The sequence below is a fragment of the Stenotrophomonas sp. STEN038 genome (genome assembly GCF_056759895.1).
Genome location: NZ_JBRRDW010000002.1, coordinates 32,774 through 57,205, shown reverse-complemented (window position 1 = coordinate 57,205; position 24,432 = coordinate 32,774). Strand labels below are relative to the sequence as shown.

The 24,432-nt window shown below is 64.9% G+C and carries 19 protein-coding genes; 9 read left to right on the top strand and 10 right to left on the bottom strand.

Annotated features, from left to right (window positions below; all coding sequences use genetic code 11):
- Positions 1 to 78 precede the first annotated feature (78 nt).
- Together ACVOLS_RS01235 and ACVOLS_RS01230 are read left to right on the top strand one after the other, a co-directional pair.
- Positions 79 to 621 (top strand): RNA polymerase sigma factor, encoded by a 543-nt coding sequence (locus tag ACVOLS_RS01235; RefSeq protein WP_481544123.1) that lies wholly within the window; start codon positions 79 to 81, stop codon positions 619 to 621.
- Positions 618 to 1,631 carry a FecR family protein gene (locus tag ACVOLS_RS01230; RefSeq protein WP_481544122.1) on the top strand — a complete coding sequence of 338 codons (1,014 nt, stop codon included), beginning with the start codon at positions 618 to 620 and terminating at the stop codon, positions 1,629 to 1,631. The genes ACVOLS_RS01235 and ACVOLS_RS01230 overlap by 4 nt, the downstream gene beginning before the upstream one ends.
- Positions 1,632 to 1,672: 41 nt before the next feature.
- Here ACVOLS_RS01230 and ACVOLS_RS01225 read toward each other — a convergent pair whose 3' ends face one another.
- The 3 genes from ACVOLS_RS01225 to aspS all read right to left on the bottom strand — a co-directional run bounded on the left by ACVOLS_RS01225 (position 1,673) and on the right by aspS (position 4,381).
- Positions 1,673 to 1,936, bottom strand: coding sequence for a transposase (locus ACVOLS_RS01225; RefSeq protein WP_481544121.1), 264 nt, complete (start codon positions 1,934 to 1,936; stop codon positions 1,673 to 1,675).
- Between the two features lie 162 nt (positions 1,937 to 2,098).
- Positions 2,099 to 2,620 (bottom strand): GNAT family N-acetyltransferase, encoded by a 522-nt coding sequence (locus tag ACVOLS_RS01220; RefSeq protein ID WP_481544120.1) that lies wholly within the window; start codon positions 2,618 to 2,620, stop codon positions 2,099 to 2,101.
- 3 nt (positions 2,621 to 2,623) lie between these two features.
- Complete coding sequence (aspS, locus tag ACVOLS_RS01215; protein ID WP_481544119.1) at positions 2,624 to 4,381, bottom strand: aspartate--tRNA ligase; 1,758 nt, start codon at positions 4,379 to 4,381, stop codon at positions 2,624 to 2,626.
- Between the two features lie 155 nt (positions 4,382 to 4,536).
- Here aspS and ACVOLS_RS01210 point away from each other — a divergent pair, with 155 nt between their 5' ends.
- The gene (locus ACVOLS_RS01210; RefSeq protein ID WP_481544118.1) at positions 4,537 to 5,496 is read left to right on the top strand and encodes a DUF3011 domain-containing protein; all 960 of its coding nucleotides are present in this window, start codon (positions 4,537 to 4,539) and stop codon (positions 5,494 to 5,496) included.
- A 49-nt stretch (positions 5,497 to 5,545) separates the two neighbouring features.
- Here ACVOLS_RS01210 and ACVOLS_RS01205 read toward each other — a convergent pair whose 3' ends face one another.
- From ACVOLS_RS01205 to blaCESS, 4 genes are all read right to left on the bottom strand, one after another.
- Complete coding sequence (locus ACVOLS_RS01205) at positions 5,546 to 6,193, bottom strand: hypothetical protein (RefSeq protein WP_481544117.1); 648 nt, start codon at positions 6,191 to 6,193, stop codon at positions 5,546 to 5,548.
- A gap of 26 nt (positions 6,194 to 6,219) precedes the next feature.
- On the bottom strand, positions 6,220 to 8,868 hold the full coding sequence (locus ACVOLS_RS01200; RefSeq protein ID WP_481544116.1) for a serine/threonine-protein kinase: 2,649 nt from the start codon (positions 8,866 to 8,868) through the stop codon (positions 6,220 to 6,222).
- Between the two features lie 70 nt (positions 8,869 to 8,938).
- Positions 8,939 to 10,186 carry a cation:proton antiporter gene (locus tag ACVOLS_RS01195; RefSeq protein WP_481544115.1) on the bottom strand — a complete coding sequence of 416 codons (1,248 nt, stop codon included), beginning with the start codon at positions 10,184 to 10,186 and terminating at the stop codon, positions 8,939 to 8,941.
- A 72-nt stretch (positions 10,187 to 10,258) separates the two neighbouring features.
- Positions 10,259 to 11,161, bottom strand: coding sequence for a CESS family extended-spectrum class A beta-lactamase (gene blaCESS / locus ACVOLS_RS01190; RefSeq protein WP_481544114.1), 903 nt, complete (start codon positions 11,159 to 11,161; stop codon positions 10,259 to 10,261).
- 167 nt (positions 11,162 to 11,328) lie between these two features.
- Between blaCESS and ACVOLS_RS01185 the strand changes: the two genes are divergently transcribed.
- Positions 11,329 to 12,204, top strand: coding sequence for a LysR family transcriptional regulator (locus tag ACVOLS_RS01185; RefSeq protein WP_481544113.1), 876 nt, complete (start codon positions 11,329 to 11,331; stop codon positions 12,202 to 12,204).
- A gap of 233 nt (positions 12,205 to 12,437) precedes the next feature.
- Here ACVOLS_RS01185 and ACVOLS_RS01180 read toward each other — a convergent pair whose 3' ends face one another.
- The gene (locus tag ACVOLS_RS01180) at positions 12,438 to 14,315 is read right to left on the bottom strand and encodes an ABC-F family ATP-binding cassette domain-containing protein (protein ID WP_481544112.1); all 1,878 of its coding nucleotides are present in this window, start codon (positions 14,313 to 14,315) and stop codon (positions 12,438 to 12,440) included.
- Between the two features lie 312 nt (positions 14,316 to 14,627).
- Between ACVOLS_RS01180 and ACVOLS_RS01175 the strand changes: the two genes are divergently transcribed.
- Positions 14,628 to 17,006, top strand: coding sequence for a TonB-dependent receptor plug domain-containing protein (locus ACVOLS_RS01175; RefSeq protein ID WP_481544111.1), 2,379 nt, complete (start codon positions 14,628 to 14,630; stop codon positions 17,004 to 17,006).
- 102 nt (positions 17,007 to 17,108) lie between these two features.
- Here the strand turns inward: ACVOLS_RS01175 and ACVOLS_RS01170 are convergent, their stop codons facing one another.
- Complete coding sequence (locus ACVOLS_RS01170; protein ID WP_481544110.1) at positions 17,109 to 18,002, bottom strand: LysR family transcriptional regulator; 894 nt, start codon at positions 18,000 to 18,002, stop codon at positions 17,109 to 17,111.
- A 121-nt stretch (positions 18,003 to 18,123) separates the two neighbouring features.
- Between ACVOLS_RS01170 and ACVOLS_RS01165 the strand changes: the two genes are divergently transcribed.
- From ACVOLS_RS01165 to ybaL, 4 genes are all read left to right on the top strand, one after another.
- The gene (locus ACVOLS_RS01165; protein WP_481544109.1) at positions 18,124 to 19,314 is read left to right on the top strand and encodes a serine hydrolase domain-containing protein; all 1,191 of its coding nucleotides are present in this window, start codon (positions 18,124 to 18,126) and stop codon (positions 19,312 to 19,314) included.
- Positions 19,314 to 20,537 (top strand): MFS transporter, encoded by a 1,224-nt coding sequence (locus tag ACVOLS_RS01160; RefSeq protein ID WP_481544108.1) that lies wholly within the window; start codon positions 19,314 to 19,316, stop codon positions 20,535 to 20,537. The genes ACVOLS_RS01165 and ACVOLS_RS01160 overlap by 1 nt, the downstream gene beginning before the upstream one ends.
- The gene (locus ACVOLS_RS01155) at positions 20,534 to 21,691 is read left to right on the top strand and encodes an MFS transporter (RefSeq protein ID WP_481544107.1); all 1,158 of its coding nucleotides are present in this window, start codon (positions 20,534 to 20,536) and stop codon (positions 21,689 to 21,691) included. The genes ACVOLS_RS01160 and ACVOLS_RS01155 overlap by 4 nt, the downstream gene beginning before the upstream one ends.
- Positions 21,692 to 21,834: 143 nt before the next feature.
- Positions 21,835 to 23,547 (top strand): YbaL family putative K(+) efflux transporter, encoded by a 1,713-nt coding sequence (gene ybaL, locus ACVOLS_RS01150; protein WP_481544106.1) that lies wholly within the window; start codon positions 21,835 to 21,837, stop codon positions 23,545 to 23,547.
- Here ybaL and ACVOLS_RS01145 read toward each other — a convergent pair.
- A complete protein-coding gene (locus ACVOLS_RS01145; protein WP_481544105.1) occupies positions 23,523 to 24,401 on the bottom strand; it encodes an AraC family transcriptional regulator in 879 nt (292 codons plus the stop codon). The two genes, ybaL and ACVOLS_RS01145, sit on opposite strands and share 25 nt — an antisense overlap.
- Positions 24,402 to 24,432: the final 31 nt, after the last annotated feature.

The window sequence follows — 24,432 nt, the reverse complement described above, 5'->3', positions numbered from 1 at the left end:
TGCCAAACCCCTCATCTGGCAGAATCACTGGCACTAGCCCAAGCTGCGCGTGTCGCCTCAGACTGTCAACGCCTGCCAATGACTGCCGTCCTGCCGCCCGTTCAGCCTCCACCCGACAACCTCCGGGACGCGGGCGCCATGGCGCAACAGTACCGCCCGCGCCTGATGCGTTACTTCAGGAACCACCTGGGTACGGTTGAAGACGCGGAAGACCTTACCCAGGAAACTCTGGTGCGGATGATGCGCGACCCCCAGGCCGACAAGGTCAACAACGTCGAAGCCTATTTGATGACGATTGCCGGCAACCTGCTGCGCGACCGCTACCGTCGCGACCGTACCCGTCATGCTGGACAACATGTACCCATCGATGAGAACACCGAAGGCTGGCCTACCGAAACGGTATGTGGTGAACGCGTCTACCAGGACCGTGAACGCCTGCAGACGTTTTTGAAGGTACTTGATGATCTACCGCCACGTTGCCAGCAGGTATTTTTGCTGCATCGCTATGAAGGCCTGACCTATGGCGCCATCGCCAGTCAATTGGGCATCAGCGTCAGTGCTGTCGAAAAACAAATGATGCGTGCCCTGCTCCACTTCGGCACGCGTTTGGAGCAACCATGAAAGAAAGCAGACTTGAAGTCGTTGCAGACGCCGATCCGATCCGCACCCAGGCGGCGGCGTGGTTTGCGCGCCTGCACGCCGATGAATTGAGCGAGCAGGAAGAGACCGAGCACCAGATCTGGCTGGATGCCGATCCAGCACATCGGCTTGCCTACGAGCAGGTCGAGCGCATGTGGACGATGCTGAGCGATTTTTCAGCCACGCCCGACATCAGCCAGCGCCTGGCGACGATTCCCACAGCAGCTGTTGAGCAAACCAGACCGCAACGGCAGCGCAGACCGCGCCGTCTGCAATGGCTGGTGGCCTGCGCAGCGGCGCTGACCGCGGTGGTCATTGGTTGGCAGGTGTTTGCCCCGGCGCCAACAAGCGAACAGCGCTATGCCAGCGCGATAGGCGAGCAGCGCAGCATCACCCTCGACGATGGCACGCAGGTTGATCTGGATACCGGCACCACGCTGCGCGTGCGCTACAGCAGACAGCAACGTCGCATTGAACTGGACCAGGGCCGCGCCTTCTTCAAGGTCGCAGCTGACAGCGCGCGTCCGCTGACCGTGGATACAGCGCAGGGCAGCGTGCGTGCGGTCGGCACCCAGTTCGAGGTGTATCGCTTGGAAAATGGCCTCGATGTAACCCTGTTCGAAGGCAAGGTACAGCTGCGCGCCGCCGCAGCCGATGACAGCACCGCCGCCGTGGCCACACTCAGCCCCGGGCAGCGCGCGCGCATGACCACCGGCAAGGCACCACAGGTACAGAACTTCCAGGGCGGCACCGCACCGGCCTGGATCGACGGCCAGCTGGTATTTGAAAACCTGCCATTGCGGGCGGCGGTGGACGAGTTCAATCGCTATGGTGGCAGCCCGTTGCGGGTCAAGGATGCAGCGCTGGGCGAACTGCGTGTATCCGGGGTGTTCCGCAGCAATGACAGCACCGGCTTCGTTGAAGCCTTGAACGCCCTGCACAAGGTTTCGGCACATACCAACGCCGCAGGCGAGACCGAGCTCAGTCGCTGACAAGCACGCGCCGCAGACCGCCTGCGGCGCGCGTTGGCAACTCAGAGCGGCTGCAACAAAGCCTGTCTGATCCGCTCGCGCTCCAGCAGTTGCATATCAAGCAAGGTCTTGAGCCGGTGGTTTTCCTTCTCCAGACGACGCAACTGGCGTGCCTGCAGCGCGCGCGTGCCGCCACGGGCACGCCGCAGCACGACATACGAGGCCTCACTGAAACCATGCTTCCTGCAAAGCGCCTGCAGGGAAACTGCGGTACCGGTTTCAAGCAGGAAGTCGATCACCTGCGCTTCGTCAAAACGTTTCCTCATGCCTGCCTAGACGCAGCAGCATGGAAGAACCACAGCAACGCAGCCATGGCATTGTTTGTGGGAGCGGCGTCAGCCGCGAAGCAGACGTCGCCATCAGGGCCCAGAAGACTTCATCACTAGAGCCCCTCCATTCCACCTGCAGACCAACCCAAACCAGCTCAATCAGCCAGCAAGCCGCCGCAGGATGAACTCATTGTCGCGCACGCTGCCGACCGGGAATTCATAGGCCCCGACGTGCTCGAAGCCATGCCGTGCATAGAAGCGTTGCGCGCCGAAATTCTCCGACCACACGCCTATCCACAACGTGCGCCCCGGGGTCTGCAGCCACTGCAGGGCCGCATCGAACAACAGGCCACCGCGACCGCCGCCCTGGTACTGGCCCAGCACGTACAGGCGTTTCAGCTCGCCGTCGGTTGCGCTGGCATCCGCGTGCGGTAAACCGCAGGGACCGGCAAAGGCGAAGCCAACGGCCTCGCCTGCCACGTCCAGCAACCAGGCCGCGTAATCTCCGGACTGCAGCTGTTGCCGCTGCAGCTCGACCGGGTACGCCGTGGCCAGGTAATCGGCCAGGTCCTGCGCTGGGTACAGGTGGCCGAACGTCTCCACGAAGGTACGTTCGGCCAGCGCACACAGCACGCCAGCATCATCGGGCGTAGCACGACGGATGCTGGCGTCAGTTGCCAAGGCTCAGGCCTTGTCGGCGCGCGGACGCACCTGCACGTGCACTTCGGCCAGCTGCGCGTCGGCGATCGGCGACGGCGCATCGGTCATCAGGCACTGTGCGCCGGTGGTCTTCGGGAACGGGATCACGTCGCGGATCGACTCGGTACCGGCCATCAGCGCGGCGATACGGTCGATGCCGAAGGCGATGCCACCGTGCGGCGGTGCGCCGAAGTTCAAGGCGTCCAGCAGGAAGCCGAACTTGGCGCGCGCTTCCTCGGCACCGATGCCGAGCAGCTCGAACACCGCGCTCTGCATTTCCGGGCGATGGATACGGATCGAACCACCGCCGATCTCGTTACCGTTGAGCACCATGTCGTAACCGCGCGACACCGCGGTCTTGGCATGCGCGCGCAGCTCGGCCACATCGTCCACTGCCGGTGCGGTGAAGGGGTGATGCAGGGCGACGTAGCGCTGCTCTTCCTCGTCCCACTCGAACATCGGGAAGTCGGTGACCCACAGCGGTGCCCAGCCGTCGGCGACCAGACCGAAGTCCTTGCCGGCCTTCAGGCGCAGGGCGCCCATGAAGTCGGAGACCTTGTTGTAGCCGCCGGCACCAAAGAACACGATGTCGCCATTGCCGGCACCAATGTGCTTGAGCAGCACAGCGAAGGCATCTTCGGCGAAGAACTTCTGGATCGGCGAGCTGACCTCGCCGTTCTCGGCAATCTTGATGTAGGCCAGACCCTTGGCGCCGTACTTGGCGGCGTGGGCGGCGTACTCGTCGATCTGCTTGCGGCTGAGGCTGGCACCGCCGGGAATGCGCAGCGCGGCCACGCGACCATCGGCGTCGTTGGCAGCAGCGGTGAACACCGGGAACTCGCTGGTCTTGACCAGCTCGGCCACGTCCACCAGCTCCAGCGCGATGCGCAGGTCCGGCTTGTCAGAACCGTAGCGACGCATCGCCTCGGCCCAGGTCATGCGCGGGAAGCTGGCGTCCAGGTCGACGTCGACCACTTCCTTGAAGATCGAGCGGATCATGTCCTCGACGAAATCCTGCACGTCGCGCTCGCGCACGAAGGCAAACTCCATGTCCAGCTGGGTGAATTCCAGCTGACGGTCGGCACGCAGGGCCTCGTCGCGGAAGCAGCGGGCAATCTGGTAGTAGCGGTCGAAGCCGGCCACCATCAGGATCTGCTTGAACAGCTGCGGGCTCTGCGGCAGGGCGTAGAACTCGCCCGGGTGCATGCGCGCCGGCACCAGGAAGTCGCGCGCGCCTTCCGGGGTGGCCTTGGTCAGGATCGGGGTTTCGATGTCCTGGAAATTGCGCGCGTCCAGATGACGGCGCAGCGCCTGCACCAGCTTGATGCGGGTCCGCTGCATGCGCTGCATTTCCGGGCGACGCAGGTCCAGGTAACGGTACTTCAGGCGGGTTTCTTCGCCCGGGTTCTCGTGCGCATGGAACGGCAGCGGCGCAGCCTTGTTGAGGATGCTGATGCGGGTGGCGATCACTTCCACCTTGCCGCTGCGGATCTTGTCGTTGACCGCATGACGCGCGCGCACCACGCCTTCGACCTGCAGCACATCCTCGTAACCGAGGCTGGCGGCGACAGCGAACACTTCGGCGTTGTCGGGTTCGACGGTGACCTGGACGATGCCTTCGTGGTCGCGCAGATCGATGAAGCAGACACCGCCGAGGTTACGGGCAACGTCGGTCCAGCCGGCGAGGGTCACGGTTTGGCCGATCAGGGTCTCGTCGACCAGGCCGCAGAAATGGGTACGCATGGAAAGCTCCGCAGGGGGCCCGGTACGAAACGGTGCCGGGTAGCCCCGTATTTTGGCGCTCAGCGGGTGCAGGAGCAAATCCGGCAATCAGTCACGCGGCCTTAAGTGGGACTGCGCCTATAGTTCGGCCACCCAACCTGAACAGGGAAGCCGCCATGAACCGTCCCCTCCTGCTCGCCGGCCTGGCTGCCCTGTTTGGGCTGGCGATGAGCCCGTCCCCCGCTTCGGCCCAATCCGGCTATCCGGGCGGCCAGGGCAACACCATCCGCTGTGACAGCAACAGCAATCGCCAACAGGTCTGCAACACCGGCTGGCGCAACGCGGTACTTGTCCGCCAGGTCTCCGATACGCGCTGCATCGAAGGTCGCAACTGGGGCAGCAACAACGGCAGCGTCTGGGTCAACGGCGGCTGCCGCGCCGAGTTCGCCGAACGCCTCGGCGGTGGCTGGGGTGGCGGCCCCGGCAACAACAACGGCCGCACCATCCGCTGCGACAGCAACAACAACCGCCAGCAGGTCTGCAACACCGGCTGGCGCAGCGCAGTGCTGGTCCGCCAGGTCTCCGACACCCGCTGCACCGAAGGCCGCAACTGGGGTAGCAACAACGGCAGCGTCTGGGTCAGCGGCGGCTGCCGCGCCGAGTTCGCCGAGGGTCGCGGTGGCGGCTGGGGCGGTGGCCCGGGCCACGGAAACGGCAACCAGACCATCCGCTGCGACAGCAACAGCAACCGGCATGTGGTCTGCAATACCGGCTGGCGCAGCGCGGTGCTGGTCCGCCAGGTCTCCGACACGCGCTGCGTGGAAGGCCGCAACTGGGGCAGCAGCAATGGCACGGTCTGGGTCAACGGCGGCTGCCGTGGTGAATTCGCCGAAGGCCGTGGCGGCAATGGCGGCGGCTGGGGCAATGGCGGCGGCTGGGGTGGCAACAACTACTTCGTGGATTGCCATAGCAATAGCAACCGCTTGAACACCTGCGCCTGGGATCGCCGCCAGGGCCGACCGGTCATCGTCCAGCAGGCCTCCGACACGCGCTGCGTGGAAGGCCGCAACTGGGGCTTCAACGGCGACAGCATCTGGGTCAACGGTGGCTGCCGCGCCCGTTTCGGCCGACGCTGAGTCTCCGCCATGTGGATCAGAGGGCGCCGGCAACGGCGCCCTCTGCGTTTCAAGCCTCGCTGCCCCATGGCGCTGGCGGCAGCGCTACCGGCACGCTCAGATCGAACTCCACCTGGAACAGACGTCCATCCGGACGCGCCAGCTCGTAGACGAAACGCTTGCCCGGCACCAGCTCCATCGCCCAGGTATTGCGCAGCGAGGCAGTCATGCCATTTGCAGTGAACATCGCCACCGATTCGGCATCGACCGGAAACTCCTGCCGCCCTGCACTGCCGGCCTGCGCGGTATCGCCGCCGTACATGGTCACTGCATCAGGGCTGCCGTCGGCATGGCGGTGGTCATGCTTCAGGCGCAGACCGCTGTCCGTGCGGCTGATCACCCAGGTCCGCGAATGGTCGTCACCCACATGGAACGGCACCCGCAACTCCTGCTGCGGGCTGTCGCAGCCGCGCACATGCATCACCAGGGTCTTGCCATCGAACGGATCCGGCGCGCTGGACGCTGGTTGATTGGCGATGATGCGACCGGCAAAGGCCTGCCCGCAGTAGTGCGCCAGATCGGCCAGGAACCGGTCAGCCGGTGCAACTGCCGCCTTTGCTGCCGGCGCGGTACTGGCGGCAATGGCCGAGACGGGAAGGACAGCGCTGCCAGCCAAGGCCAGAACGCAGATCAGATTCGAGAAGGATGAGGTTTTCATCCCCCGATCCTCGCCTACGCGCCAGTTCAAGGCAACGCGCCGCTGCCTTGAACATGATCTCGCGCCGCCTGCAAGGCACCGCGCCACTGCAAGGTCACCGCCGATGCCTTGCCGTACAAGGGCTCGGCAGCGGCGACGGCGGCCTGCCAATACCGCACGGCATCGCCGTGATTGCCGCGATGCTCGGCCAAACGCGCGCGCAGTACCTGCTGGCGTACCACCGCATAAGGCCCATCGAGCAGCAGCGGCTGCACGGCATCCAACGTCTGCGCGGCCTCGTCCAGTCGCTGCTTGGCGATCAGCCATTCGGCCCAGCCCTGCTGCAGGCGAATACCATTCGCGCTGCCAGCTGGAATACGCGGCAGCCACAGATCATGCGCCCGCTGCACCATTGCATCGCCTTCAGCATTGCCCTGGGCGGCAAGCAACAAGCCGAGCTGCAGCTCCAGATCCAGGCTGTCTGGATGATCGCTGCCAATTGCCGCCATGCGTACCGCCAACGCCTCGCGGTAACTGGTTTCGGCGGCGGCGGACTCACCTTGCGCCTGCGCAAGCTGCGCGGCGGTCTCGGTGACGACTGAATAGTTGTAACTGTCCTTGCCCAGCACCTCCGCCGACAGCTGCAGCGCGGTTTCAACATAAGGCCGTGCGCGCGCGTATTCGCCCTTGCGTATCAGTGCCAACGCCAATCGGTTGTTCTCGCTGACCACATAGACGCTGCGCTGACCGAAGATCTTTGGCGCACGCGCCAGGTTGGCCTCGAACGCGGCGATGGCCGCATCCAGATCACCGCGGTCCATCACCATCAAGCTGCGCTCGGTATTGCTGGCCCAGTAGTCATAGGACATTTCCCCCAGACTGCGCAGGAACATCGGCGTGGATTGGTCGAACGCTGCAGCCGACGCGACCAGGTCGCCCTTGCGCCGGTACATCATGCCCAGGTTGTCCAATGTCACGCCGATGTACTGCTCGCGCTTGCCGGCCTGGTGGCGCTGCAGCGCCTGCTTGAACGCAGCCTCGGCATCGTCATAGCGCTGCTCGGACAACAACGACAGCCCCAATGAGTTGTAGGACTGGGCAACGCGGAAGCTGTCCGCCGGCTGCTTGCCCAGCAGCGCCAGCGCCCGTCGCGCCATTTTCGCGCCTTCCACGCCGTTGCGGTTGTTGGAATAGGTACCTGCCAACAGGTTGAACAGGCGCGCGGCCTCGTCCAGGTTCTTTTTGCCACCAGCGGCAGCCAGCGCTTCAGCAGCCTGCAACATCAGCGGATCAGACCGTCGCAGATCGCCGGCATTGCGGTAGGCCAGGCCAATCACGCCTTTCAAGCGCGCCTGTACTTCCGGCGATGCATCCAGCTCCTCGTCGATACGCGACGCGGCCCGGTCCAGCACCTCGCGGGCACTGATGTCCTCACCGCCCCGCATGCCTTTCTCGCGCGGGTCGGCCGCCTGGAACATTTCCACCAGGAAGCCACTGACCTGCTCGGCGATCTTGGCCTCGCGCTCCGCGGCTGCGCGTTCGGCCGCCAGACGCCACACAAACCAGGCTGCAAGCAGCAGCGCCAGCAACAGCAGCGCCGCCCCCTTCCAATTGCGCCGCAGCCAGCGTCCACTGCGATAGAGCCGGCCACCGTTGCGTGCCTGCACAGGCCGATGCTGCAGATAACGCTGCAGGTCGGCCGCCATCGCCTCCACCGACGGATAGCGCTGCTCAGCTGGCAATGCACCGGCGCGTAACACGATCACATCCAGATCGCCGCGCAGCGCACGCAGCCAACGGCAGTCGGCCTGGGCGACCCGACTGGGAGCAGCCACCGCACTCCCACTGTCGTTTGCACCGCGCCTGGCGCCCCTACCCGCCAGCAGCTCGCTCAATACCGCAGCCAGACTGAAGACATCACTACTCACCCCCACCGCCAGTCCTGACTGCAGCTCTGGCGCGGCGTAGGCTGGGGTGAAGAACTGCGCGCCCGGATCATTGGCCTCGTCACCCAACAGCCGCGACACGCCGAAGTCGAGCAGCACCGGCTCACCCTCCTCGCGCACCAGTATGTTGGAGGGCTTCAGGTCGCAATGCAGTACCAGCCGCGCATGTGCGGCCTGCACCGCGCTGCACACCTTCAGGAACAGCTGCAGGCGCTGGCGCAGGTCAAGCTGGCGGCGCGCGCAGTAAACGTCCAGCGGCTCGCCACGTACGTACTCCATCACCAGATACGGATGCCCGCCCGGCGTGGTGCCGCCGTCGTAGAGGCGCGCGATATTGGGATGCTGCAGGCTGGCCAGGATGCGCCGCTCTGCGGCCAGACGCTCAGCCACGCGTGCACTGGGCTTGCCCTGCAGGACTTTGATCGCCACCTCCTGCGCGTACAGACCATCAGCGCGCTCGGCGCGGAACACAATGCCCATGCCGCCACTGGCCAGCCGTTCGTATAGCCGCCAAGGCCCGATGACATCACCTTCGCTCAGTTCGGAAGGAATCGCAGCGACGATCAACTGCTGCATTGGATCGAGGGCACGACCGAGCTCGCTGGTCTGCGCTTCGAGCAGCTCCAGTGTTTCGGCGATGACGGCTGGATCAGCGCTCAGGCGCGCAAGCTCACTCCGCCATTGCGACGGATGCAGTTCACACACTGCGTCAAACAGCTCGCGCACCTGTTGCCAACTATCCCGATCCACCGACACCCCCTGTAGCAGCCGCCCGCCACATTAGCGAAGCCAGCTTTGCCTCGGGGATGATAAGCGCCGCTCAACGCTCCGGTACGTAAGAGCCGGGTGTGGATGACGAATCCGGAATCGCATCACCCGCATCAACCACATCTTCTCTTACGACATTGGGATCGGCGGCTTCAGCACTCTCGTTGCTGAGCGGATCCACATCCATCGGCCGCCGGAAAACCAGCGATGGCAACAGTGTTGTCAGCGCCGCATACAACAGCAGTGCACCGAACAGCACCGGCGAGATAGCGAAGCGTTCGCGCATGATCGCCGCCAGCACCAGGGTGAAGATCAAGGTTGGCGACAAGGCAAGCGCTACCCGCAGGCTGGTACGGAAGCTCTCGCCGAACATCACACGCCGCTGCAGCCAGATCACCGCGATGCGCAACGGCAGCACCACCAGGGTGATCAGCAAGCCCAAGCCCAGTGCTTCGAAGCTCAAGGCTTCCGCTGGCACCTTGGTACCCGAGTTGAAGAAATAGAAAGGTACGAAGAACGATGCAAACAGGCGCAGCGCATGCAGGTTTTCATGCGAGGCCAGCGATGGCATGCGCTGCTGCAACAGGCGCGCGACCAGACCAGCGATGAACGCACCTACCAGGTAGTACACGCCCAGCGCATAGGTGATGTAGGCGGCCAGCATGCCGACCATCACCAGCAGCGAGAATTCCGAGCCGGGTGCATGCGGCGCCACCCAGCGGCCCAGTCCGATGAACAACAACGGCAGGCCCACCATCATCGCCAGCAAGGCCATGCTCGACAGTGCCATATGCACCGGATCGCCTGCCTGCAGCACCACGAACAAGGCAGCCAGCGCCAACAACTCGCCGGCAATGGCCTTGCTGCTGACCCAGAACCGCTCGGCATCATCCAGTCCAAGCTGGGATAGCGAATCCATGATGAAGCCGGTGGAGGGCGTCAGCAGTGCCAGCGCCAGCAAGGCTGCCGCCTGCCAGGGCAGCCCGGCGTAGTGCCATGCCAACCAGGCGACACCGGTGAGTGTGGCGCTACGGATCACCAGATGGGTCAGCAGCGGCCACATGCCCCTGCGCAAATCGGCCAGGTCCACTTCCAGGCCGGCAAACAGGAACAGCGAGGAGATGCCCAGGGTTGCCAGCAGGTTGACCACCGGATCGTGCGATCCGTCCCCCAGCCACAGCATCGCGCTGATACCAAACACCAGGCAGGTCAATGGCGCGGGGATATTGAAACGTTGCAACGCGCGCGGAATGACCAGCAACGCGAAAATCAACAACAGATAGATTACTTCCTTGCTCATGACGCCTGGTTCCTGTGGACCGGTTACGCGGGGTCACGCCCACCGGTCACCGCTGCGCCAACAGTGGAGCCGTCAGCGCAGGCGAGCGCCTGCCAGCTCCCCTACCTGACGCAGGATGCCATTCCTGCCGTCATCATCCAGTGCAGAACCCTGCAGGTAGCTGACCAGCAACCATGGCGTACCAGAGGCCAGCGGCCACAGCGCGGCGATATCGTTGCTGGTGTCGCTGCCGTTGCTGCCGGTCTTGTCGCCCACCCGCCAGCCACGTGGCAGGCCAGCGCGCAGGCGCGCGTCGCCGGTCTGGTTGTCGATCAGCCAGTCGGCCAGCTGCTGTCGCGATGCTTCGTTGAGCACGTCGCCCAGCAGGAAACGCTGCAGATTGCCGGCCATCGCCGCCGGGCTGGTGGTATCGCGCGGGTCACCGGCGGCAAAACGGTTGAGCTCGGGCTCGTTGCGCGCACTCACGGTGACCCGGTCACCGTGCGCACGCAGGAAGGCGGTAAGCCCGGCCGGACCGCCAACCAGCGGCAGCAACAGGTTCGCCGCCGCGTTGTCGCTGACGATCATCGTCGCCCGGCACAGGTCACGCACGGTCATGCTCTTGCCGACGTGGCGTTCGGTGAACGGCGAGTGGTCGATGATATCCGCCTGCTGCACCGGCACACGCTGGTCCAGCGACACCTGGCCTGCATCGACACAGTGCAGAACCGCTGCAGACAGCGGAAATTTGACCGTGCTGCACATCGGAAAACGCTCGTCCATGCGATGCCCATGGCGGGCCCCGCTGGCCGGGTTCCAGAGGCAGACTCCCAGGCGACCGCCGCTGGCTTTCTCAAGTGCGGCGAAGTCGGCGTCACTGACTGCCGCCGGAGTTGGCGCCGCATCGGCGCTACCAGCACGTGCCCATGCGGCAGGGATCAATGCACTGGCCAAGGCGGCACCGCCAAGGGTGAGGAACTGACGACGGGCAAGCATTGGGACTCTCCTTGGGGCTGATAGGGCTGATCTTGCCAACCACTGTCGCCTTGGACCATCGCGAATAATCATCGCCTGCCATTAGTTAAATTTGCACCTCTTACGGAAATTCGACCACTAGACACGGAATAATGCCGCCGACCATCAAGTTTCGTCATGACTCCGCCATGATCCGACCCCAGCTGCCGCTCAACGCCCTGCGCGCCTTCGAAGCCGCCGCACGCCATCTGAACTTCACTCGCGCCGCGTTGGAGCTTTGCGTCAGCCAGGCCGCGCTGAGTCACCAGATCCGTGGATTGGAGGACCGCCTGCAGGTCAGCCTGTTCCATCGGCTGCCGCGCGGTGTGGCCCTGACCGACGAGGGTGCGGCGCTGTATCCGGTGCTGACCGAGAGCTTCGACCGCATCGCGATCGCACTGGACCGCTTCACCGGCGGGCGCTTCCGCGAAGTGCTGACCGTGGGCGTGGTCGGCACGTTTGCGACCGGTTGGCTGCTGCCGCGCCTGCCCGAGTTCGAGGCCGCACATCCGGATATCGAGCTGCGTGTGCAGACCCACAACAACCGTATCGATCTGGCCGGTGAAGGATTGGATCTGGCGATCCGTTTTGGTGATGGTGACTGGCAGGGGCAGGACTGCACGCCAATCGTCGATACCCCGTTCGCGCCACTGTGCGCGCCGGCGGTGGCGCGAAAACTGCGGAAGCCGCGTGATCTTGGCAACGTGCCGCTGCTGCGTTCCTACCGCAACGACGAATGGCCGCGCTGGCTGCAGCTGGCCGGCGTCAGCGGTGTGGAAGCGCGTGGTGCGGTGTTCGATTCGTCGCTGACCTTGGCCAGTGCGGCGGCCGCAGGTGCTGGCGTGGCGCTGCTGCCGCTGCGCATGTTCGAGCAGGACCTGGCCGAGGGCCGGTTGTTGCAGCCATTCGCGCAGACCTTGTCGTTGGGCAGGTATTGGCTGACGCGATTGCGCTCCCGGCAGGAGCGCGAACCGCTGCGACGCTTCCGGCAGTGGCTGCAGGCGCAGGGACAATTGGACCTGTAGTGCCGAGCCATGCTCGGCAAGCGCATCACCTGTAGTGCCGAGCCATGCTCGGCAAAGGCATCACCTGTAGTGCCGAGCCATGCTCGGCAAAGGCATCACCTGTAGTGCCGGGCCATGCTCGGCAGGGGCGTCATCTGTAGTGCCGAGCCATGCTCGGCAGGAGCGTCACCGGTAAAGCCCCCGCCCGAGCATGGCTCGGCTCTACAGTGGCATCGCTTCGCGGCCTGCGACGCTCAGTCCTCCAGCATCTCCATCCACGTCGCTTCAGCCTGCTCCAGCTGCTGCGCCAGCACTTCACGCTCGCTGCCCAACTTGGCCATCTTCGCGGCATCGGCATAATTGGCCGAATCGGCGAGCTGCGCATCCACCTCAGCCAGCGATGCACCCAACTGCTCGACCTTCTTCTCGGCCGCTTCCAGCTTGTGCGGGTTGACCGGCTTCTTGTTCGAGGCCGGCTTGGCTGGAGCCACCTGTGCAACCGGTGCGGCGGCGGCAGGCTTTTCCTGGCGGTCACTCTTGGTGCGTGCACCCTGCGCGCTGGCACGGGTACGCAGCCACTGCGCGTACTCGTCCAGATCGCCGGCAAACGGCTCGACCACACCGTCGGCCACACGCCAGAACGTATCGCAGACCAGACCGATCAGATGACGGTCATGCGAGACCATCACGATCGCGCCTTCAAACAGCGACAACGCTTCGGCCAGGGCCTCACGCATTTCCAGATCAAGGTGATTGGTCGGTTCGTCGAGCAGCAGCACGTTCGGCTGCTGCCAAGCGATCAGGGCCAGCGCCAGACGCGCACGCTCGCCACCGGAGAAACCATCCACTGTCTCGAACGCGCGATCACCGGGGAAGTTCCACTTGCCCAGGAAGTCGCGGAACGACTGGTTGACGCCATCCGGTGCGATCTCGCGGAAGTGGTCCATCGGCGTCATGCCGGCGTGCAGCGACTCCACCGTGTGCTGCGCGAAGTAACCAATCTGCAGGTCCGGATGGGCCATGCGGTCACCGGCCAGCAACTCCAGGTCACCGACCAGCGATTTCACCAGCGTGGTCTTACCGGCACCGTTCGGGCCGAGCAGACCGACACGCTGGCCGGCTTCCAGACCGAAGCCGACGTTGTCCAGGATCACCGCATCCGGGCCGTAGCCCGCAGTGACGTCGTTGAGGCGGATCAGCGAGAACGGCAGCTTGGCCGGCGGCGAGAATTCGATGCGGAACTCGCGCTCGGCGCGCACCGCTTCGGTGCCGGCCATCTTGGCCAGGCGCTTCATCCGGCTCTGCGCCTGGGTGGCCTTGCTGGCCTGTGCCTTGAAGCGATCGATGAAGCTCTGCAGGTGCGCGCGCTCGGCCTGTTCCTTCTCATGCGTGATCTGCTGCTGGCGCAGGTGCTCGGCACGCTGACGCTCGAAGTCGGTGTAACCACCCGGGTAGAGCTTGGCAGTGCCGCTGTGCAGATGCAGCGTGTGGGTGGCGACGTTGTCCAGGAACTCGCGGTCATGCGAGATCAGCAGCAGCGTGCCCGGGTACTTCAGCAACCACTGTTCCAGCCAGTACACGGCGTCCAGATCCAAGTGGTTGGTCGGTTCGTCGAGCAGCAGCAGATCGCTTGGCATCATCAGCGCGCGGGCAAGGTTCAAGCGCGCACGCCAACCACCGGAGAATGCAGACACCGGGCGCTCATGCGTATCGGCCGGGAACCCCAGGCCGTGCAGCAGCTTGCCAGCGCGCGCTTCGGCGTCATAGGCATTGAGCTCGGCCATCTTCTGGTGCGCGTTGGCTACGGCTTCCCAGTCCTCGCGCGCAGCGGCAGCGGCTTCTTCGGCCAGCACCGCGGCGACCACATCGTCACCACCGAGCACGTAGTCAATGGCGCGGTCGGGCAGCGCCGGGGTTTCCTGGGCGACGTCGGCGATGCGGATCTTGCCAGGCAGCGACACATCGCCCTTGTCGGCTTCCAGTTCACCGCGCACGGCGGCAAACAGGCTGGATTTACCTGCGCCATTACGGCCCACCACGCCTACGCGATAGCCGGCATGCAGGGTGAGGTCTACGTTGGACAACAGCAGGCGCTCGCCCCGGCGAAGGGCGAAATTACGAAGGGAAATCATGAATGGGTCCGTTATAACGAAAAGGAATGAGCATGTGAGCAGCATTCCTGCGACGTAATTCTAACGTTAACCAATACTTGACTCACGCCCTGTTATCGCACGCGCCTGAACGGCGTTGCCTGACAAGAGCCAAGTACTCGCATAGCCAAATCGCCCTTGCTGAACTGAAAAAGCTTTCAAAAGCAACAATTTAGCTGAACCGTCCGGTTTGACACGAGGTAAAAATTCCATTAATTCGTTGATGGCGCACCGCAACAGCCGCGAACCCCACGCACCGCCGATGCCGCCACTCAATACCGGAGCTGCAACCTGATGAACCGCAAGTCCAGCACCCTCGCCGTCGCCATTGCCATCGCGCTTGGCGCGCCGGCCCTCCCCGCTTTCGCCCAGACCGCCGCCAATACCCTGGATACAGTGATCGTCACCGGTACCCGCGTCGCCGACCGCACCGTGGCCGAATCGCAGTCGCCAATCGACATCATCACCCCGGAAGCCCTGCAGTCCACCGGCACCGGCGAGTTGGCCACCGCGCTGTCGCGCGCCCTGCCCTCGCTGAACTTCCCGCGCCCGGCCCTGACCGACGGCACCAGCGGCATCCGCCCGGCGCAGCTGCGCGGGCTCTCGCCTGATCAGGTGCTGGTGCTGGTCAACGGCAAGCGCCGCCACACTTCGGCGATGATCAACGTCAACGGCAGCATCGGCCGCGGTTCTTCGGCGGTGGACATCAATGCCATTCCGATCGCCGCCATCGAGCGCGTGGAAGTGCTGCGTGACGGCGCTTCGGCGCAGTACGGCTCAGACGCCATCGCCGGCGTGGTCAACATCGTGCTCAAGGGCAGCGGCAAGGGCGGCAGCCTGGCCGTGGATTACGGCCAGTACTCGGCCGGTGACGGCAACAAGTACCAGCTCTCCGGCGATACCGGCATCAGCTTCGCCGATGGCCGTGGCAGCGTGCATTTCGCCGGCCAGGTCAGCCAGCAGGACGAGAGCAACCGTGCCGGCCCCTACCAGGGCACCACCCCGAACACCGGCAACTTCCCGTCCATCGGTGAAAAGACCTTCGTGGTCGGCGATCCGCGCGTGGATGCCACTGCTGCCTCGGCCAACGCCAGCTTCAACTTCAGCGACAACGTCAGCGCCTACGCCAGCGCCCTGCTGAGCAACCGCGACATCACCTCGTTCGCGTTCTACCGCTCGCCCAACCACAGCGGCCAGACCGCGCTGCTGGCGCAGACCTACCCGGACGGCTTCGTGCCGCAGATCAACCAGTACTCCAAGGACCGCTCGCTGGTAGCCGGCGTCAAGGGCAACACCGAGAGCGGCTGGACCTGGGACGTGAGCGTCAACCACGGTGAAAACACCCTGGATTTCCACACCCGCAACAGCATCAACTACAGCCTGGGCGTGAACAGCCCGACCTCGTTCTACGACGGTACGCTGAAGTACCAACAGGACATCTTCAACGCCGACATCACCAAGTCGCTGGATTGGGGCCTGGCCTACCCGGTCACGCTGTCCTTCGGTGGTGAGTACCGCCGTGAGAAGTGGGAGCAGAACGCTGGTGAGCTGAACTCCTATACCGGCAGCGGCGCGCAGGGCTTCGGTGGTTTCACCCCGACCAACGAAGTGCACAACGACCGCCACAACTACGCTGTCTATGCCGGGCTCGAAGCCGACCTGACCGACAAGTTCTCCGCCGGCCTGACCGGTCGCTACGAGGACTACTCGGACTTCGGCGACAAGTTCTCCGGCAAGTTGTCGGCGCGCTACGCCTTCACCGACAAGGTTGCGCTGCGCGCTACCGCATCCAGTGGTTTCCGCGCACCGTCGCTGGCCCAGCAGAGCTACCAGGCAGTCACCAGCACCATCATCAACGGCAGCTTCGTCGACCGCGGCACCTTCCCGACCACCAGCGCTGCCGCACAGGCGCTGGGTGCAGCACCGCTGAAGGCGGAAAGCTCCACCTCCTACAGCGTCGGCCTGGTACTGCAGCCGGTCGAGCGTCTGTATTTGACCGTCGATGCCTACCAGATCGACATCGATGACCGCATCGTGCTGTCCACCAACATCACCACCAATGCCGCCGCCAACGCGCTGTTGGCCGGTCTGGGGTTGCCGCAGGTCACCGCGTTCTCCTACTTCACCAATGGCGTGGACACCCGCACCCGCGGTGTCGATGCGGTGTCCAGCTACACCATCCCGTTTGCTGCCAGCAGCCTGGAACTGACCGCTGCCTACAGCTACAACGAGACCGAGGTGAAGAAGTTCATCGCTTCGCCAGCGGTGTTCGGCAGCCTGGGCATCACCCAGTCGCTGATTGGTCGTGACGAAATCGGCCGCATCGAGGACAGCTTCCCGCGTGACAAGGCCATCGTCAGCGGCACTTGGCGCTCGGACCGCTGGGAACTGGGCCTGTCGGCCACCCGTTACGGCAGCTTCACCGTGCGCAACTCGGCCACCGCTGCCCGCGACCAGACCTACGATGCCAGCTGGGTGGTGGATGCGTCGGCCAGCTTCAAGCCCAGCGAAAACTGGAAGCTGACCCTGGGTGCGGACAACCTGCTGGACCAGTACCCGGACCGCACCGCCGATCTGCAGAACTCGACCTGGGGCATGCTGCCGTACAGCAACTACTCCCCGTATGGCTTCAACGGCGCCTACGTCTACGGCCGTATCAGCTACACCTGGTAAAACCGGTTCGACGTCGTGAAAGGAAGATGCCCTGGGAAACTGGGGCATTTTTCTTTGCACTGGATTGCCGTTGCCCGGCCACGATGCAGCGCAAGCACTGCCTCAGGCAGCTTCCGGAAACACCTTCGCGCAGAGGAAATCCACCAGTGCCCGCACCTTCGGCGACGGGTACTTGCTGGCCGGCCACAACACATTGAAAACACCGGCTCCACCCACCTGATCGACCAGGATCGGCTGCAGCAAGCCAGCAGCCAGCGGTTCGCGGATGGCGAAGTCCGGCAGATAGGCAATCCCCAGCCCGCGCAGCGCGAAGCACACGCGCGTCTCGATGTTGTTGCAGATCATCGAGGTCGGCAGTTGCAGCTCGGCCTCGCCCGGCTCGCGCCGCAGCGCCCAGGTTTCCAGCTTGCCGCTGTTGGGAAAGCGATAGTGCAGGCAGCTGTGCTGCTCGAGATCGGCTGGCGTCTGCGGCTCGCCGCAGCGCGCCAGATAGTCCGGCGAAGCCACCAGCCGCATATGGAAGCTGCCCAGACGACGCGCCGACAACCGAGAGTCGGCCGGTTCACCGGTACGCACCACCGCATCGAAGCCCTCCTCGATGACATCGACCATGCGGTCGGTGAAGTCCAGGTCCAGCTCGATCTGCGGATAGGCGCGCATGAACTCCCCGAGCACCGGTAGCACCAGCGAACTGACCAAGGGCAGGCTCACCCGCAGGCGTCCGCGTGGCGCCGCGCTGGCCTGCGACAGTTCCAGCTCGGCGGCGTCAATCTCGGCCAGGATGCGGCGGCTGCGTTCCAGAAACAGCGTGCCTTCGGCGGTGAGGGTCACGCTGCGGGTGCTGCGGTGGAACAGGCGCACACCAAGCTTCTCTTCCAGCCGCGCCACACTCTTGCCGATCGCCGAGGCCGACACCCCGAGCTCACGCCCGGCCGCGACGAAGCTGCGCGTTTCAGCCACCTGCACAAACACCACGAAGCCGTTGAGGCTGTCCATGATCCGCCTTCCGCTTGATTGCGGACATTTTATTCCGCGCATCACGGAACTGCAGCCTACTTTTTCTTCAATCAACGGATTTCTATCGTCACGGCCTGCCCATTCAAGCGAGCCAGCTGCCATGACGATCGCCGCATTTCCCCAACCCTCAACTGTCACGCCTGACCCGGTTCTGGCCCCCATCCAGACCGTCGTGCAGCAGGCACTGGACGAACAGCGCCTGGTCGGCGCGGTGGTGCTGGTCGCCCGAGACGGCAAATTGATCCACCGCCAGGCCAGCGGCCTCGCCGACCGCGCAAGCGCGCGCCCGATGAGTGTGAATACCTTGTTCCGGCTGGCGTCGGTCAGCAAGCCCATCGTCTCCACCGCGGCCATGGTGTTGGTGGCACAGGGCAAGCTCGACCTGGACGCAGGCATCGAACACTGGCTGCCGGAGTTCCAGCCACGCTTGGCCGACGGTCGCCCAGCACGGATCAGCGCACGGCAACTGCTCAGCCACACCGCCGGCCTGGGATACCGCTTTTTCGAAGCGGACGCGGACGGTCCGTATGCCCGGGCCGGCGTCTCCGACGGCATGGATGCCTCCGCCATCAGCCTGCAGGAAAACCTGTGTCGCATCGCCAGAGTGCCGCTGCTCTACCAACCCGGCAGCGCCTGGGGCTATTCGCTGGCGACCGATGTGCTGGGTGCCTTGATCGAACGCATCCACGGCACGCCGCTGCAGCAGGCTGTGCAGCAACTGCTGACCGATCCGTTGGGAATGAGCGATACCGGCTTCGTCGCCCGCGATCCCCAGCGCGTGGCGAGCGCCTATGTAAGCGATGCTCCGCAGCCCCACCTGCTCAGCGAGGGCGAGATTGTGTCGCCTTTCGATGGCGCCATCGCCATCCGCTACAGCCCGGCGCGCATCTTCGATGCGCAGGCGTTTCCCTCGGCTGGCGCGGGCATGGCCGGCAGCGCCGGCGATCTGCTGCGTCTGCTGGAAACGCTGCGCGTCGGCGGCAATGGCCTGCTGCCCGCCGAGCTGATCGCTGAGATGGGGCGTGACCAGACCAACGGTCTGGAACTGCCCAGCGCACCGGGCTTCGGTTTCGGCCTGGGTTTTTCTGTGTTGCGCGATCCAGTGCTTGCCGCCACACCGGAATCGCCGGGCACCTGGCGCTGGGGCGGTGCCTACGGCCATTCCTGGTTCGTGGACCGGGCACAGGGCCTCAGCGTGGTCGCCTTCACCAATACGCTGTACGAAGGCATGTCCGGTCGCTTCGTCACCGACCTGCGCGATGCGGTTTACGCTGCAGTGGAGCTGCACTGATGCGCGCCGCAGCCTCTGAACGTTTGCCCCTTGGTGCACTGCTCGCATTGGCCATGGCTGGCTTCATCACCATCCTCACCGAAGCCTTGCCAGCTGGCTTGCTCCCGCAGATGGCGCATGGCCTCGGTGTGTCCGAAGCATGGATAGGACAGACCGTGACGATCTACGCGATCGGCTCGCTGCTGGCGGCGATTCCACTGACCAGCGCCACCCAAGGTGTACGCCGTCGCCCGCTGCTGCTGCCGGCAATAGCTGGCTTCGCCATTGCCAATACGGTCACCACCTTCTCCAGCAGCTACACGCTGACGATGCTGGCCCGCTTTCTCGCCGGTGTTTCCGCCGGTCTGCTGTGGGCCTTGCTGGCAGGCTATGCAGCGCGCATGGTTCCGGCGTATCAACAAGGCAAGGCAATCGCCATCGCGATGGTGGGCACGCCACTGGCCCTGTCGCTGGGCGTACCGGCCGGCACCTTGTTCGGCAATCTACTGGGCTGGCGCATCTGCTTTGGCACGATGAGCCTGTTGGCGTTGGCGCTGATGCTGTGGGTGCGGTTCAAGGTGCCGGACTTCGCAGGTCAGTCCGCAAGCCGGCAGCTGCCGCTGCGGCAGGTGTTCTCGATTGCCGGTGTGCGCCCAGTGCTGTTCGTGGTGCTGGGCTTCGTGCTGGCCCACAACATTCTTTACACCTACATCGCGCCATTCCTGAGCGCGGCCGGCATGGGCGAGCGCACCGACCTGGTGCTGCTGGTATTCGGCATGACCTCGCTGCTGGGCATCTGGATCGTCGGCATGTTGGTCGACCAGCACCTGCGCGCGTTGACGCTTGCCAGCACCGTACTGTTCGGCGCAGCAGCACTCGCACTCGGGCTGGCCAGTGAGGCGCCGTTTGTGGTCTATGCCGCAGTGGCGGTCTGGGGTGTTGCCTTCGGCGGCGCCGCAACCCTGTTCCAGACAGCGCTGGCAAAGACTGCCGGCGACGCCGCCGATGTCGCTCAATCCATGCTGGTCACGGCCTGGAACGCGGCAATCGCCGGCGGCGGCATCATCGGCGGCGCGGTGCTCGGCCGCTGGGGCGTTGCTGCCTTCGCCCCGGTCCTGCTGGTGCTGTTGCTGGCAACGCTGGTGGTGGTCTGGCTCGCCAGACGCCATGGGTTTGCAGCCACCGATGCTTCGGCCGGTGCTGCCAAGGCGACGCTGGGCGGCCGCAGCGGGGCGCAGCCATGAACAGGTCCAGCGCGCTGTTCTTCATCGCCTTGGGGCTGTTCGGGCTGTATGCCGTCGAGTTCAGCGTGGTCGGCATCCTGCCTGCCATCGTCCAGCGCCATGGCATCAGCGTCGCCCAGGCCGGTTGGCTGGTCGCGCTGTTCGCAGCGGTGGTTGCATTGTGCGGGCCTGCGCTGGTGCTGTGGTTTGGTCGCTTCGACCGCCGCAAGGTGCTGGTGGCGTCCTTGCTGGTCTTCAGCCTGTGCAGCCTGCTGTCAGCCTGGGCACCCAGCTTCGCGGTACTGATGGCCCTGCGCGTGCCCTCTGCCCTGCTGCACCCGGTGTTTTTCTCGATGGCCTTTGCCTCTGCTATCGCGCTCTACCCGCCACAACGGGCGGCGCATGCCACTGCGCTGGCCTTCTCCGGCACCACATTGGGCTTGGTGCTGGGCGTGCCGGTGGCAAGTTGGGTCGGAGCAACCTTGTCCTATGAGGCCCCGTTCCTGTTCTGCGCGGCAGTGAATCTGGCCGCCGCCATCGGCCTGTGGATCACGCTGCCTGACGGGCGTGGAGCTACGCGGACGACGACCGGCAATCCGCTGGCCATGCTGCGGCGGAGCAAGGTGTGGCTGTCGATCGCGACCGCGGTATGCGTGTTCGCCGCGATGTTCTCGGTCTACAGCTATGCGGCCGAATACCTTGCCCGCCAAGCCCAGCTGGACGGCGAGGCGATCAGCCTGCTGCTCGGCGTCTTCGGTGTGGGCGGCGTACTCGGCAATCTGCTGGCAGGCCGCGCCCTGGACCGCCAGCTCGGCTGGACCGTGCTGGCCTACCCGCTGCTGCTGGCGGCGGCCTATGCGCTACTGCTGCGCTTCGCCTCACCGGCGCTGGCCGGCATGCTGCCGATCTGCCTGCTGTGGGGTGCAGCCCACGCCAGCGGATTGATCGTCAGCCAGATGTGGATGAGCTCGGCCGCGCCCGAGGCACCCGAGTTCGCAACAAGCCTGTATGTTTCCGCCGCCAATCTCGGTGTGGTGCTGGGCGCCGCGCTGGGCGGCAGCCTCATCGGCGCCCTGGGGATAAGCGGAATCATCTGGAGCGGCTGGCTGTTCGCCGCGTTGGCGGCCGTGACGGTGCTGGCCAGGAAGCCATGGCAGGCCACTCGTGCGGCATGAAAGGCACAGCGCGAGCGGCCTTCATGGGGGCCATCGCAACCCTCAATTCCAAAAAAATATCGGATATTTCCGGCATTTAGCCGCATGTACACCGGTAGCACCTTTAGAATCGAGGCATCCCCCACCCGACCCAGCGAGCCCTGATGCACCATGACACCGCCCTGATCAACATGATTGCCATCGGTTTGGGCCTGGCCTTCGTGCTTGGCGCCCTGGCCAACAAACTGCGGCTGTCGCCGCTGGTGGGCTATCTCGTTGCCGGTGTCATCGTAGGGCCGTTCACCCCGGGCTTTGTCGCCGACCAGGCGCTGGCCAACCAGTTGGCCGAGATCGGCGTGATGCTGCTGATGTTCGGCGTCGGCCTGCACTTCTCGCTGAAGGACCTGATGGCGGTCAAGGCCATCGCCATCCCCGGCGCGATCGGCCAGATCCTGGTCGCCACCCTGCTCGGCTGGGGCGTGGCCACGCTGATGGGCTGGCCGGTGCTGCACGGCGTGATCTTCGGCTTCTCGCTGGCCACTGCGTCCACCGTGGTGCTGCTGCGGGCAATGGAAGAACGTCGCCTGCTGGAAACCAAGCGCGGCAAGATCGCGGTCGGCTGGTTGATCGTCGAAGACCTGGCCTGTGTGCTGGCACTGGTGATGATGCCGGTGATCGCCGACGTATTCGGCCCTGACGCAACAGGCAAGGAGTTGTCCATCGGCGGGCTGCTGGCCTCGATTGGCTGGACCTTCGTGCAGCTGGGCCTGTTCGTGGCGGTGATGCTGGTGGTCGGCCGCCGGGTGATCCCGTGGGTGCTGGAGAAAGTGGCCGGCACCGGCTCGCGCGAACTGTTCACCCTGTGCGTGCTGGCCATTGCCCTGGGCGTGGCGTTCGGCGCGGCCGCCTTGTTCGGCGTGTCGTTCGCGCTGGGGGCGTTCTTCGCCGGCATGATGCTCAACGAATCCGAGCTCAGCCATAAGGCGGCACACGATTCGCTGCCGCTGCGCGATGCGTTCGCGGTGCTGTTCTTCGTCTCGGTCGGCATGCTGTTCAACCCGATGATCATCGTCGAGCACCCCTGGCAGGTGCTGGCGACGGTGTTGATCATCATGTTCGGCAAGTCGGCTGCGGCCTTCTTCATCGTGCGCGCCTTCGGCCATTCCAAGAGCACCGCGCTGACCATTTCCGCCTCGCTGGCGCAGATCGGCGAGTTCGCTTTCATCATCGCCGGCCTCGGCGTGGCGCTGAAGATCTTGCCGCCAACCGGGCAATCGCTGGTACTGGCCGGTGCACTGGTGTCGATCATGCTCAACCCGGTGGTATTCGGCCTGCTCGACCGCTGGCAGGCACGCCACAAGGAAACCACGCCGGTACCGGAAGCACCGGAAATCCCGCCGGGCCCGTCGCTGGACCTGCAGGACCACGCCATCGTGGTTGGCTATGGCCGGGTTGGCAGCGAGCTGGCGCAGGTACTCCGCGACCGCGGTGTGCCGGTGCTGGTGATCGATGACAACCGCGAGCACGTGGAACGCGCACACGCCGCAGGCATTCCCGGCATTCGTGGCAGTGCTGCCTCGGACAAGGTGTTGGCCGAAGCGCATCCAGAGCGCGCGACGATTGCAGTGCTGGCGATCCCACAGCCACTGGAGTCAGGCGAAGTGCTGGCCAAGCTGCGCGCGATCAACCCCAACCTGACCCTGCTCGCCCGCGCCCACAGCGATGCCGAGGTCAAGCATCTGCTCGACCACGGCGCCGATGGCACGGTAATGGCCGAGCGCGAGCTGGCCTATTCGCTGGCGGAGATGATCATGTCCACCCCGCCCTACCGCAGCCTGCGCCCGGGCATGCCTCAGCCTGCGGTCAGCGGCACGTAAATATCGGCGCGCAGGATGGCCTCGGGTACCTCTTCGGGGTCGTCCAGGAAGTGGTAATGCAGCGGTGCATCGCGTAGGGCGTGGCCGCTGCCTGGCAACCAATCACACAGCAGTTGATCGGTGGCGTCTTCCAGCAGCGCGTAACTGCCGACGTGGCGCAGCCGCGCCATGCGGCCGCCGCCAAGAACCACGCACTGCAGTGATGCCGGCAGCGCCGGCAGCTCCGCATCGAATGCCAGTGCGCAGTCGAACAACAGTTCCACGGCCGGCAGTTCGCGGTGATCGCCCAGCGGCAAGCCGATCAGCCGTTGCAACTGCTCGATCAGGCCCTCCTCCGCGGCCCAGCCGAACAGCTCGCCAAACACCTGATCCAGATCATCGAAGGCACCCCGCGCACGCAATGCCACCACTTCGAAGGGCTCGAGGGTGATGACTTCCACGCTCAGCTGCGCGGTCTTTTCAGCCAATGGCAGCGGCCGTGACAAGTGTTCAATGTTTGCCGCCAACCGCTGTGGATCAGCGCGCAACTCGCTGGCACTAGCATCCACGGTCTCGCGCAGCACCCGCGCCAAGGCCTGCGGCGTGTCGTAGCCGGCCAGCAAGGCGATCTCGGTAACACTGGCATCGCTGCGCGCCAAGCGCTGCAAGGCCTTGACCACGCGCAGCCGCTGCACGGTGCGGCCGATGGTTTCGCCGGTCAGCGCGCGATACACACGATGGAAGTGGAACGGCGAGTAATGGGCAATGGCAGCCAGCGCATCCAGATCCGGCAACGGCCCGCCAACATCGATGCTTTGCTGCAGGCAGGCGATGACCCGGTCCAGGCGTGGCAACTGCGCGGCATTGGCTTTCATTGCGATGTCTCCATGGAAGGTGATGCCATTG

Coding starts and splice junctions, on each gene's coding strand:
- ACVOLS_RS01235 (WP_481544123.1), top strand. CDS start 79: ATGACTGCCGTCCTGCCGCCCGTTCAGCCTCCACCCGACAACCTCCGG.
- ACVOLS_RS01230 (WP_481544122.1), top strand. CDS start 618: ATGAAAGAAAGCAGACTTGAAGTCGTTGCAGACGCCGATCCGATCCGC.
- ACVOLS_RS01225 (WP_481544121.1), bottom strand. CDS start 1,936: ATGAGGAAACGTTTTGACGAAGCGCAGGTGATCGACTTCCTGCTTGAA.
- aspS (WP_481544119.1), bottom strand. CDS start 4,381: ATGCGTACCCATTTCTGCGGCCTGGTCGACGAGACCCTGATCGGCCAA.
- ACVOLS_RS01210 (WP_481544118.1), top strand. CDS start 4,537: ATGAACCGTCCCCTCCTGCTCGCCGGCCTGGCTGCCCTGTTTGGGCTG.
- ACVOLS_RS01205 (WP_481544117.1), bottom strand. CDS start 6,193: ATGAAAACCTCATCCTTCTCGAATCTGATCTGCGTTCTGGCCTTGGCT.
- ACVOLS_RS01195 (WP_481544115.1), bottom strand. CDS start 10,186: ATGAGCAAGGAAGTAATCTATCTGTTGTTGATTTTCGCGTTGCTGGTC.
- blaCESS (WP_481544114.1), bottom strand. CDS start 11,161: ATGCTTGCCCGTCGTCAGTTCCTCACCCTTGGCGGTGCCGCCTTGGCC.
- ACVOLS_RS01185 (WP_481544113.1), top strand. CDS start 11,329: ATGATCCGACCCCAGCTGCCGCTCAACGCCCTGCGCGCCTTCGAAGCC.
- ACVOLS_RS01180 (WP_481544112.1), bottom strand. CDS start 14,315: ATGATTTCCCTTCGTAATTTCGCCCTTCGCCGGGGCGAGCGCCTGCTG.
- ACVOLS_RS01175 (WP_481544111.1), top strand. CDS start 14,628: ATGAACCGCAAGTCCAGCACCCTCGCCGTCGCCATTGCCATCGCGCTT.
- ACVOLS_RS01170 (WP_481544110.1), bottom strand. CDS start 18,002: ATGGACAGCCTCAACGGCTTCGTGGTGTTTGTGCAGGTGGCTGAAACG.
- ACVOLS_RS01165 (WP_481544109.1), top strand. CDS start 18,124: ATGACGATCGCCGCATTTCCCCAACCCTCAACTGTCACGCCTGACCCG.
- ACVOLS_RS01160 (WP_481544108.1), top strand. CDS start 19,314: ATGCGCGCCGCAGCCTCTGAACGTTTGCCCCTTGGTGCACTGCTCGCA.
- ACVOLS_RS01155 (WP_481544107.1), top strand. CDS start 20,534: ATGAACAGGTCCAGCGCGCTGTTCTTCATCGCCTTGGGGCTGTTCGGG.
- ybaL (WP_481544106.1), top strand. CDS start 21,835: ATGCACCATGACACCGCCCTGATCAACATGATTGCCATCGGTTTGGGC.
- ACVOLS_RS01145 (WP_481544105.1), bottom strand. CDS start 24,401: ATGAAAGCCAATGCCGCGCAGTTGCCACGCCTGGACCGGGTCATCGCC.